Here is an 11,750-nt window from a genome sequence, read left to right as displayed (position 1 = left end):
GATTTTATTTTTCTGAATTCAAAAAAAAACCCACTTCAAAGAGTGGGTTTTTTATTTGGTGCCTTTGCCAAACTCTTCCTTGTATCCTTCCTATCCAGATTGGACAGTCCGTTTCCCAGTCACTGGTCCTTGGACCGTGTTACTTGTTGGGAAGTAGTTGCTTTAAATTCACCAAGACTTAACTATCGTCAAGATTAGTAAAATGATCGCGAGGATCGCTTTAGCAATCTTTAAAACACGCCGAATACGCATATAAGTGTGTTTGCGCATCGGACACCTCCTGTAAGTTTTCGGACAGGAGATCCACCAAAAGCGAGTCTGGCAAAGGCCTGATTCGCTTTTGCATTTTTTAGACCTGTTGTTTTTTTAGAACGCAGTTTGAGAAATAAAAAAAGGCCGGGAAAAACCCAGCCTTTTTAGTTTGATCTGTCTTGTTAGACAATTACGCCAAACGAAGAGCGATGATCAACGCGTAGATAACCAATGACTCGATAAGAGCAAGACCCAAGATCATTGGGATCAAAAGCTTACCAGAAGCAGCTGGGTTACGAGCGATACCATCAAGAGCTGTAGCAGCAGTTTTACCTTGAGCCATAGCGCCACCGAATACAGACAAAGCGATAGCGATAGCAGCAGCGATAGCTACCAAACCTTTATCAGAGTGAGCAGCAGCAGCTTCAACAGCTGGAGCAGCAGCGTCTTGTGCGAATGCAGATGCAGAAGCCAACAAAGCAACCATTGCAACGATCATTTTTTTCATGTGTGTTTCTCCTCAATATGAGTGGTTAATTTTGCTTCTTAGTGGTCGTGTGCAATCGCGAATGCCACATAAACCATTGAAAGCAATGTAAATACAAAAGCCTGAACAAAGCATACGAACAATCCCATCATGTAGAATGGAATTGGTACGCCGATTGGAACGAGATCAAGGAACACAGACAAGACTGTGTGGTCACCCATCATAACGTTCGCAAGACGAAGACCCAATGAGAACGGACGAACAAAGTGTGAAACAAGTTCGATCACGAACATCAAAGGAGCTAGGAAAATCACCGGACCCATGAAGTGCTTAAGGTAAGCCACGATTCCGTTTTCTTTGATACCTTGGAAGTTGTAGAACAAGAACATCAAGCAACCGAAACCGAATGTCGTGTTGATGTTTTCAGTCGCAGGAGTCATTCCTGGAATCATACCGATCAAGTTGTTCAAAAGAATAAAGAAGAAAACAGAAGTGAAGAAAGGAACGTAGTGTTTACCGTGTTCACCGATAACCATCTCTGCAAGTCCGTCCATCATTTCAGTTAACATTTCCATGATGCCACGAAGAGAGAATTTGCTAGCAGGAAGAACAGCTACTTCACCTTTACCAAGAGAAGCGCGAGCCGCAGCTCCGATTGCAAAAACACCGACAGTTGCGATACCCAAAGTTGCAACGTGATCGTAGTGATGACCTACTCCTGGAATAAGTTGTGTCCAGTTAAATGACATTGTCTTTTCCTTCTCTTTTCAAGGCTTCTGTCAGCGCATACACGATCGCTGAAAGAATAAAGCTCGCCACGCCTAAGGCAAACCACAAAGGGTTAAACCAAGAAAGCTTGACCAGCGTAAAGATAATAATCCCTAAAATCGCGTACTTAAATACAATGATTCCGATAGAGAGGGCAATCAGTTTCTTCTGAAAGATCCACCCAAAGCCAATTCCAAGAAGAAAAAAGCTGGAAAGAATCGTCAAAGCCCCGGCAACGAACGAAAAAGCCTGCTGTGGCGCATAAAAATAAGCCAAAAGGAGGCCACCCAGGATTGTAGTGAGAGCTTGAACGGTAAGAACTATTTTCATTTTATCGGTCGGATTTTTTAGAGCCCGCTTCTTCTTTTTCGTCTTCTTTTTGCATTCTGCGAAGAAGCCAAATTACTCTCCACAGCCATCCGATCAAAGCCGCAAACGTCAGACCCACAAAGATGAGCCCTTTCGTTTGATATTTTTGATCAAGGAATTGTCCTAGGTAAAAACACCCTAAGATCAAACCGACAAGTTCAAAGCCGATAGATGCAAAAATTATATACTTTTTCATTACTTCCTAAAGCCTTTCGCTCCGGGAGCATTTTTCATACGTTCTTGAAGTCGCTTAATACGAAGTTCTATATATTCAGGCGGACTGTATTTGTTTTTGTGTTCTTCCAAAATAGCAATCGCACTTTTGAAATCCAAATTTTCTTCATAACAGACAGCCAGAATCAAAGCGACGTTTTCCTGAATCGCTTTTTCCGGAAAGTTTTTGATAAGGTCTTTAAAAATATCTGCTGCCTTCGCAAAATCTTTGCGTGCGACCAAAATATTTCCTTTAAGCATCAACGCACTAAAGCGGGTGTTCTCATCACTTTTTAATTTTAACAGCGAATCAATCTCGGACTCTGCCTGGAAAAAATTATTTTGATAGTACTGCGCTCGCGCCACGTTCATTTTGTATTGGGCGGCTTCAAGATCCGTGTGAGGCATCTGCTGAAGCTTGCTGTATTCAACAATCGACTCTTGATAATTTTGAAGATTGTTAAAATAAATTGCCGCGATTTGTTTCTGCGATTCCAAGCGCTCTTTTTCATCGAGTGAATGCAAAACAATAAAGTGATGATATTCAATCGCTTTATTGAAATCCTTAATTTCAAAAAAAGAAATCCTTGCAGCTTCGCGAGCCGCTTCCAGAGGATATTTTGTCGGATTGTTTCTTTTAATGACTTTATCAAGATAGCTCAGGGCAATTCGGTAGTGCTCCTGAGCTATTTCTTTTTGTGCTTGCTTATAATCCGCCTCCTCTTGGGAAGAGCAGGCGGTGAGTGCCAGCACTAAGGCAACCAGAAAAACTCTGATCATCTTAGTGAGTGACTCCTGCTGGAGGAGCCGCTGCTGCTGGTGTCTCTTCAGGAGATTCATCCTCTTCAACAACCGCAACACCTGTCACTGTTTCTTCTTTTTCATCGATGTTGATCAAACGAACACCTTGAGTATTACGTCCTAGAACAGAGATGTCCGTCACTTTCATGCGGATCACTTGTCCTTTATCCGTCGAAAGAATCAGTTCCATTTTTTCAGAAACTTTTTTCGTACCGATAACAACGCCGACCTTATCTGTCGTTTTCTGAGTGATGATACCCACACCGCCACGAGATTGGATGCGGTACTCTTCAACTTCAGAACGTTTTCCGTAACCTTTTGAAGTCACCATCAAGATAGTATCTTTTGTGTTCTTCTCAAGAACTTCCATCGCCACAACAACGTCGTCTTTCGCAAGAGTGATAGCTTTCACGCCGCGAGCTGTACGACCCATTCCACGCACGTCTTCTTCGTTGAAACGAATCGACATACCTTCTTTGGTTGCGATGAAGATATCACTTTGGCCGTCAGAAATCTTAACGTCGATAACGCCGTCTTCAAGATCTGTGGTTAAAGCGATGATACCTGCGGTTCTTGGATTTGCGAATGAATCCAACGACGTTTTTTTGATGATCCCTTTTTCAGTGAGCATCACAACGTATTTGTTTTCGCTAAACTCATCCACCGGCAGAATCGCACGAACGCTTTCACCACTAGAAAGCTGAACCACGTTCGCGAGTGATTTTCCTTTTGAAGTTCTGCTTCCTAGAGGAAGTTTATGAACTTTACACCAGTAAACTTTACCCTTGTCCGTGAAGACAAGAAGCATTGTTTTCGTGCTGGCAGAGAATAAATCCGTGACGTAGTCTTCTTCTTTCGTCTCCATGCCTTTCAGACCTTTACCGCCACGTTTTTGCACGCGGTATTCAGCTGTCGGCATGCGCTTGATAAGACCTGTGTTTGTGACAGTCACAACCATGTCTTCATCAGCAATCAAATCTTCGTCTTCGATATCATCAAGGCTGCCTTGGATTTGCGTGCGACGAGGATCTGCGTAACGTTTTTTAATGTCTTCAAGTTCGCCTACGATAATTTTGTAGATTTCACGAACGTCTGAAAGAACGAATTTCAACCAGTCGATTTGTTTCATGAGTTCTGCAAGTTCAGCGATGATTTTATCACGCTCTAAACCTGTCAAACGTTGCAAACGCATTTCAAGGATCGCAACCGCTTGTTTTTCAGAGAATTCAAATTTCGACATCAAAGCTTCGCGAGCGGCATTGGCCTCTTTAGAAGCGCGGATTGTTTTGATAACTTCTTCGATATGATCGAGAGCTTTTTTCAAACCTTCCAAGATATGCGCACGTTCTTGGGCTTTCTTAAGTTCGAAGATACAACGTTTCGTAACAACGTCACGACGGTGATCCACGAAAGCTTCAAGCATGCCTTTCAAATCAAATGTTACCGGTTGGTTTTTCGCATCAAGCGCAAGCATGATGATACCAAGGGACGTTTGCATTTGAGTGAATTTATATAGGCGATTCAAAATCACGCTGGCATTTTCACCGCGTTTTAGTTGAATCACGATACGCATACCTTCACGTGAAGACTCATCGCGGATATCAGAGATACCTTCGATTTGTTTGTCACGAACAAGGTCCGCAATCGACTCGATCAATTTTGCTTTATTCACCTGATACGGAATTTCCGTAACAATGATTTCTTCACGGTCTTTAACTTGAACAATTTCAGCAACGGCTTTCAAAGAAATGATGCCGCGGCCTTTTTTGTAAGCTTGCAAGATACCTTCGCGACCTGCGATCACGCCGTAAGACGGGAAGTCGGGGCCTTTGATATGTTGCATGAGATCTTCAAGCTGACAGTCAGGGTTGTTGATCAAGTGCACGCAGCCATCGATCACTTCGCCCAAGTTGTGCGGAGGAATATTTGTCGCCATACCAACTGCGATACCCGCAGAACCATTCACCAAAAGATTCGGGAATTTCGCAGGAAGAACTGTTGGAATTTGAAGAGAGTCATCGTAGTTCGGACCAAATGAAACGGTCTCTTTTTCAAGATCGTTCAAAAGTTCTTCGGCCAAATTTGTTAAACGGATTTCCGTGTAACGCATGGCTGCCGGGTTATCACCGTCGATAGAACCGAAGTTTCCTTGTCCATCCTCAAGCGGGTAGCGCAAAGAGAAATCTTGCGCCATACGAACCATCGTATCGTAAACAGAAGCGTCGCCGTGAGGATGGTATTTACCGATGACGTCCCCGACCACACGAGCCGACTTCAAGTACGGTCTGTTGTGGCGGTTGTTCATTTCATTTTGAGCGAAAAGAACGCGACGGTGCACGGGTTTCAAACCATCACGCACGTCAGGAAGAGCACGGCCTACGATAACGGACATCGAGTATTGAAGGTATGCTCCACGCATTTCCTTACTAATATCGACGCGGGTTACACCCTTTTCATCTTGATTATTTTCCATAATAAATCACCAACTTAAAAAACTAAAAATTAAACATCCAAAGAACGGGCAAGAAGAGCATTGTCGTGGATAAATTGACGACGAGGCTCAACCATTTCACCCATCAGAATCGAGAAAGTTTCATCGGCCGCAACAGCGTCGTCGATAGTCACTTTCAAAAGAGTTCTGTTTTCTTTATTGAGAGTTGTGTCCCACAACTGCTCTGGATTCATCTCTCCCAATCCCTTATAGCGTTGGATGTAGATTCCTTTTTTCGTCGATTCCATCACATGTGTGTAGAAATCATTGTAACTTTCAAAAGGAACTTCCGTTTCACCTTCAAGGATCGTGAGCGGCAATGTGCTGATGGCTTGGATTTCAGCCCAGATCTTACGAAGCTCGATGATTTCTGAAGAACGAAGGTTCTCAGCACCGAATTTGGTCATCATGCGATCTGCATAGCGAACTGTGTAGATGTCAGCATAAGGTTTGCCGTTTTCATCTTTCTTAACTTCGCCTTTGTATTCTGTGATTCCAAGTTTTGGATCTGAATTAATCCAAGCGCCCAAATCTTTAAGAGCTGCTTCCATTTTCTTTTCATCAGCCACAAGAGTTTCGAAGTCTCCCACTTTGCTAAGTAGGAAATACAAAACGTCTTTATCGTATTTCTTAGAAGAAACACGAAGTAGGTTGTTGAATTTTTGAATATTCAAGATCAATTGGCGAAGATCTGCTTCTTTTAAGCCTTCTTTGCCTTTGATTTTGAAGTTTCCAAGACCAGAGCTCAAAAGATACTCGGTCAACGCGGCTTCATCTTTCAAGTAGGTTTCTTCTTTACCTTTTTTCGCGCGATAAAGTGGTGGTTGCGCAATATACACATAACCACGCTCAAGAACTTCCGGCATTTGACGATAGAAGAATGTCAAAAGCAGAGTCATGATATGCGATCCATCGACGTCGGCATCGGTCATGATAATGATTTTGTGATAACGGATTTTATCCACGTTCACATTGTCTTTACCGATTCCAGTACCAAGCGCTGAAATGATAACTTTGATCTCTTCAGAAGAAATAATTTTATCAAAGCGCGCTTTTTCAACGTTTAGGATTTTACCTTTCAAAGGCAAAATCGCTTGCGTGCGACGATCGCGACCTTGTTTCGCGGAACCACCGGCAGAGTCTCCCTCCACCAGGTACAATTCGCAAAGTGCCGGATCACGTTCTTGGCAGTCCGCCATTTTACCTGGCAAAGATCCACCATCCAAAGCAGTCTTACGGCGAGTGAGATCACGAGCTTTACGAGCCGCCTCACGCGCACGAGCTGATTCCACGCACTTAGAAATAATATTTTTAGAAACAGATGGGTTGCGATCCATCCAGTCCGCAAGTTTTTCATTCACCATGGACTCAACGATACCTTTAACTTCGGCGTTACCAAGTTTCGTCTTCGTTTGTCCTTCGAATTGCGGTTCACGAACTTTCACAGAGATAACGGCTGCCAAACCTTCACGGATGTCTTCACCCTCAAGATTTGTTTTTAAATCTTTTAAAAGATTTTTTTCAGTCGCATACGCATTTGTCGTTCGAGTTAAAGCCGCGCGGAAACCCACAAGGTGAGTACCACCTTCATGAGTGTTGATGTTGTTACAGTATGTGAAAATAGATTCAGAGTAAGAATCATTCCACTGCATCGCGATCTCAACATCGACATTGTCTTTTTCGCCTTTGAAATAAACAACTTCGTTGTGAAGAGATTTTTTAGATTGGTTCATGTACTTCACGAACTCAGCAACACCTTCAGCGTATTGGAAATCTTGTTTTTTTCCAGTGCGCTCATCCGTCAGCGAAATATGAAGGCCTGCATTTAAGAAAGCCAATTCACGGAAACGATTTGCCAGAGTGTTGAAATCGTAAATAACTGTTTCGTCTTTGAAGATTTCACGATCTGGTTTGAAAGTTACTTTTGTTCCTGTTTTTGAAGACGCTTCCCCTTGTTCAACAGGAGCTAGGATTTTTCCACGCTCGTAGTTTTGTCTCCAGAAATAGCCATCACGTTGAACTTCGACATTCACACGAGTTGAAAGCGCATTCACAACAGACGCACCCACACCGTGCAAACCACCAGAAACTTTGTAACCGCCACCGTCGAATTTACCGCCGGCGTGAAGAACGGTCATAACAAGTTCAAGAGCTGATTTTCCAGTTTGTTTTTGAACAGCCACAGGAATACCACGACCGTCGTCTTCGACAGTGATGGATTCATCGGCATTGATAGAAACTTTGATTGATTTGCAGTAACCGGCAAGATGTTCGTCTACCGAGTTATCCACAATCTCGTACACAAGGTGGTGATAACCTTTGAAACCTGTATCACCGATATACATACCTGGACGTTTACGAACGGCTTCAAGTCCCTCAAGAACCTGAATCGAATCGGCGGAATATGTTTTTTGTTCTTCAACTGACACTGGGTACCCCTCACTAGCTAGCGAGCTTTAGCGAAAACTAAAGCTGCGTTAATCAAGGATGTGACCATCCTTAATGCGCAACACGGAAAGCTGATCGAGGCTGAATGACTCAGGCAATGTGAAATCTGTGGTTGTCACAAAAATCTGCGTATTGATCTCGTGTAAGAACGTAATCAAGGCATCTCTTTTGGCTTTATCAAGCTCAGATAAAACATCATCTAGCATCAGCACGGGATAGGTTCCGTGAGCCTTCCTATGATACATTATTTGGGCCATTTTGAAAGACAATATGATGGCTCTTTGCTGCCCTTGGCTACAATAAAATCTTGAGTCTTTTTGCCCATATAGAAACACAATATCGTGCTTATGAGGACCCACTAGACTGGAACCTGAAGAGAGCTCCGCATCATGCAGTTCTTGAACGCGTTTTTGAAGTGCAAAATAGACTTCTTCTCGTGAAAAACTCACCGCATTTTGATCGGAAATCACATATTCCACCGAGATATCCACAGACGAATTGCCAGAAATGTATTGCATGGCATTATTAAACTCTTTGGAAAGCCCAGCCAATGCGGCGATGCGGGCGTATGCTAAATCGGCTCCTAAACGCAAGAATTGGGGGTTTAGAGCCTCCAAAAGGTTTTCCGTGACTACTTTGTCGTTCAGACCTTCCAAATAGTTTTTAAGGATCTTGTTACGCGTTTTCAGAGATTTCCTATAATCCGCGATCAGATCCGCATTTTTTCGATCAAAAGTAATCAGCAACTCATCAACCAATTCACGGCGGTGATCAGCACCTTCTTTGATCGAAGAAAGGCTTTCAGGACTAAACACGACGCTCGCAAATATTTTTCGAATGTCGGTGGAGCTCACACGTTTTTCGTTGAGAGTTAAAACTTTGCGACTTTTTGAAAGACCGAGTTTTAGTTTGTAGTGAAGATCATTCTGAGTAATCAAAGCTTGAATAAGCGCTTCTTGATTATTGGAGTTGATCAGAGTGCGATTGTCAGAGTAGCGAAAGGAATCTCCTTGAGAGATCAGATACATGGCTTCAAGGAGATTTGTTTTACCTTGGCCGTTCTCTCCGACGAAAACATTCACTCGCGGAGAGAAGGGAATGACTAGGTCCCGATAATTTCGAAAATTAACAAGACGAAGTCTTTCAAAAATCATCAGATTCTCATTGGCATCACAACGCAAGTGTAGCTTGCATCGTTGTGAGGTCTCATAAGTCCCGGAGAAAGATGATCGTTCAATTCAAAATCAATTTTGTCTTGATTCATGCTCGTCAAAATATCCGTGATGTATTTAGCATTGAAACCAATTTTGATTTCGTTACCTGAATACTCAACTTCGATTTCTTCTTTCGCATCACCCAGTTCAGGATTGTTCGAAGAAATTTCCATACGGCCGTTTGAAAGATTCAAAAGAACCGCTTTTGATTTTGCATTCGCCAAAAGTGATACACGTTTGAGTGAAGTCAAAAACGCTTCTCTAGAGATCATCACTTTTTGCGTCAGCTTCTGTGGAATAAACTGTTGATAATTCGGATACTTTCCTTCGATCAAACGAATCATCAAAATTGTTGATGAATGTTTAAGTACGAATTGAGAACCTTCAATTGCGATTTCCACAGAGCCATCAATGCTCTCAAGAATTTTCTTAATTTCGTGAAGACCTTTACGAGGAATGATCACGCCTTGAGTGGCGTTTACTTTCACCTCTGAAGAAGGTTTATTCACAAGACTCATACGGTGACCATCTGTTGCCACCATTTTAAATCCGCCTTGAGAGTTCAACTCAAAGAAGACGCCGTTTAAGTGGTAACGAGTTTCATCGTTGGATACAGAGTAAATCGTTTTATCAATCATCTCTTTCAACACTTGAGCTGAAATAGTGATGAACGCTTGAGAGTTGTAAGTCGGAAAGATGGGATATTCTTCAGCAGAGATGCCCACAATTTTAGATGTGTACTTCCCTTGTTTGATCTCCAGCCAGTTATTGTCTTTTTTGATTAAAGTGATTGGACCTTCAGAAAGTTCCTTCGCGATATCAAAAAGACTTTTAGCACTGACCGCTACTTTTCCTGCTTGATGAACTTGCGCTTTGATTTGATCAGTAAGGCTGACTTCCAAATCTGTTGCGAAAACTTTGAGAGAGTTTGAATCCGCTTCTAAAAGTACATTGATGAGGATGGGCATTGTATTGCGCTTCTCAACGATGTTCTGAGTTTTTCCGATAAGGCTTAATAAATCTCTCTTATCAATTTCAAGTTTCATGAAAACCCCTTTTACTGGATTCTTACCCCTCTCTTATTAACTATTACTTATATATATAAATACTAGTAGTAGTAGTAGGGGCGTGGAAAACCTAACAAATCTCTTAAATGCCTGTAAACACTAAAAAACAGTTGTGGATAAGGACTCTGTACAAACTCGCAGAAAGTGCCTTGAATTTGGGGGTAACTTCTATCCACATTGTGAGCCCCAAACTCTTCCACAACTCTTTCCACAGTCCACATTCACACACCTGTGATATTGTGGATCCTTGTTTCTAAATCTTCGATATCTTTAGAGATATCTTGATCCGTCGCCTGTAGATTCTTAACCCTCTCAAGCGCATTCATCACTGTTGTGTGATCTTTTCCGCCAAAAGCCTTCCCGATATCCACGAGAGATTTATCGAGAAACTTCTTAATTAAGTACATCGCAATTTGACGTGGAACGACAATCGGCTTTGCGCGAGTAGAGGATTTAAGATCCAAAACGCGCACTTTATAGTGGTCTGCCACGATCTTCATGATCTCTTCCACAGAAATCGTGGATTGAGTTTCATGATGCGAAAGAATGCGTTTCACAAGCTCATAATCAATCGGAAGACCTTGAAGTTCAGAGAACATCTTCACCTTCTTAAGGTTGCCCTCAAGCTCTCTGATCGACCTTTTGGATATTCTGGCGATGTAATTGGCGACGTCTTCAGGAAGACGCACGTTAAATTTCTCAGCCTTATAACGAAGAATTGCAATACGCGTTTCTAAATCTGGCATTGTGATATCCGCAATAAGTCCACGCTCCAGGCGGGTGCGACTGCGGTCTTCAAGGCCGTGAATATCCTTCGGCATACGATCACTCGCCAAGATAACCTGCTTACGGCTATCAATGAAACTATTGATCGTGTGGAAAAACTCTTCTTGAACAGCTTCACCACGCGCGATGAACTGCACGTCATCCACTAAAAGGATGTCAGAGTTTTCGCGGTATTTCTGGCGGAACTTATCCATCTCATGACGACGAATCGCCGAGATACATTCATTCATAAAGCGTTCAGCCGAAATATAGGTAATTCTAAGTTGCTGATATTGATCACGAATATGGTTTCCAGCGGCGTGCAAAAGATGCGTTTTACCCATCCCAACCGGTCCATATATATAGAGAGGATTGTAATCGTCAGCACCCGGATTTCTCGCGACATTGTAGCAGGCGGCATGTGCAAATTCAGAGTTTTTACCCACGACGAAGGTCGAAAAAGTGAGTTCTGAATTAAGAGTATCCGGCCCCCCAGACCTTGGTTGAGTAGTCTGAGTACTCTGAGCACGAGCTAATTGCGCCTGGAGGATTTCAGTGCCACCCAATGTCTCATCTTGAGTCGATGAAGTTTCGATGTGGGTATTTACTTTGTTGCCCGTAATACTAAACTCAACCTCGAACGGTTTTCCGTAAGTATCTGAAATTTCTGTGTAAATCTTATCCTGAAGGTTCTCAATCACGAAATACTGATGTAAAGCATTTGGGACCCCAAGTATTAAACGAGGGCGTTCAATGCTTCCCGATGTACTTACGTATTCAATCGGATCAAGCCAGGTATCCAATAACTTGTTGTTATCGTTCCTGCTTTTCATCTTAGTTTTGATAAGTGTCCAAAAAGACGAGTTTAATTCCAC

The 11,750-nt window shown here is 42.6% G+C and carries 10 protein-coding genes; all 10 read right to left on the bottom strand.

All coding sequences use genetic code 11. The annotated features are described in order from the left end of the window. Nucleotides 1-442: 442 nt before the first annotated feature. The 10 genes from ACLSSO_RS00050 to dnaA all read right to left on the bottom strand — a co-directional run bounded on the left by ACLSSO_RS00050 (nt 443) and on the right by dnaA (nt 11,750). Nucleotides 443-760, bottom strand: coding sequence for an ATP synthase F0 subunit C (locus ACLSSO_RS00050; RefSeq protein ID WP_295901255.1), 318 nt, complete (start codon nt 758-760; stop codon nt 443-445). Nucleotides 761-798: 38 nt separating this feature from the next. Next, on the bottom strand, nt 799-1,488 hold the full coding sequence (gene atpB, locus ACLSSO_RS00045; RefSeq protein ID WP_374076548.1) for a F0F1 ATP synthase subunit A: 690 nt from the start codon (nt 1,486-1,488) through the stop codon (nt 799-801). Beyond that, nucleotides 1,478-1,837 carry a hypothetical protein gene (locus ACLSSO_RS00040; RefSeq protein ID WP_295901249.1) on the bottom strand — a complete coding sequence of 120 codons (360 nt, stop codon included), beginning with the start codon at nt 1,835-1,837 and terminating at the stop codon, nt 1,478-1,480. The genes atpB and ACLSSO_RS00040 overlap by 11 nt, the downstream gene beginning before the upstream one ends. Nucleotide 1,838: 1 nt before the next feature. Then, nucleotides 1,839-2,072, bottom strand: a complete 234-nt coding sequence (locus ACLSSO_RS00035; RefSeq protein ID WP_295901247.1) for an AtpZ/AtpI family protein — start codon at nt 2,070-2,072, stop codon at nt 1,839-1,841. Beyond that, the gene (locus ACLSSO_RS00030; protein ID WP_413943714.1) at nt 2,072-2,869 is read right to left on the bottom strand and encodes a tetratricopeptide repeat protein; all 798 of its coding nucleotides are present in this window, start codon (nt 2,867-2,869) and stop codon (nt 2,072-2,074) included. Before ACLSSO_RS00030 ends, ACLSSO_RS00035 begins: the two co-directional genes overlap by 1 nt. Nucleotide 2,870: 1 nt before the next feature. Continuing rightward, on the bottom strand, nt 2,871-5,363 hold the full coding sequence (gene gyrA, locus ACLSSO_RS00025) for a DNA gyrase subunit A (protein ID WP_295901244.1): 2,493 nt from the start codon (nt 5,361-5,363) through the stop codon (nt 2,871-2,873). Nucleotides 5,364-5,392: 29 nt separating this feature from the next. Beyond that, nucleotides 5,393-7,810: a DNA topoisomerase (ATP-hydrolyzing) subunit B gene (gene gyrB / locus ACLSSO_RS00020; RefSeq protein ID WP_413943713.1), complete on the bottom strand. Its 2,418-nt coding sequence runs from the start codon at nt 7,808-7,810 to the stop codon at nt 5,393-5,395. A 48-nt stretch (nt 7,811-7,858) separates the two neighbouring features. Then, nucleotides 7,859-8,983, bottom strand: coding sequence for a DNA replication/repair protein RecF (recF, locus tag ACLSSO_RS00015; RefSeq protein ID WP_413943712.1), 1,125 nt, complete (start codon nt 8,981-8,983; stop codon nt 7,859-7,861). After that, nucleotides 8,983-10,089, bottom strand: coding sequence for a DNA polymerase III subunit beta (dnaN, locus tag ACLSSO_RS00010; RefSeq protein ID WP_374076536.1), 1,107 nt, complete (start codon nt 10,087-10,089; stop codon nt 8,983-8,985). The genes recF and dnaN overlap by 1 nt, the downstream gene beginning before the upstream one ends. 242 nt (nt 10,090-10,331) lie before the next feature. Beyond that, a complete protein-coding gene (gene dnaA / locus ACLSSO_RS00005; protein WP_295901237.1) occupies nt 10,332-11,750 on the bottom strand; it encodes a chromosomal replication initiator protein DnaA in 1,419 nt (472 codons plus the stop codon).

Origin of the sequence: Bdellovibrio sp. HCB-162 (genome assembly GCF_047344985.1) — a bacterium.
Lineage (GTDB): Bacteria > Bdellovibrionota > Bdellovibrionia > Bdellovibrionales > Bdellovibrionaceae > Bdellovibrio.
Note: the sequence above shows the minus strand (reverse complement) of the source record. Positions and strands in the feature narration are given on the sequence as shown.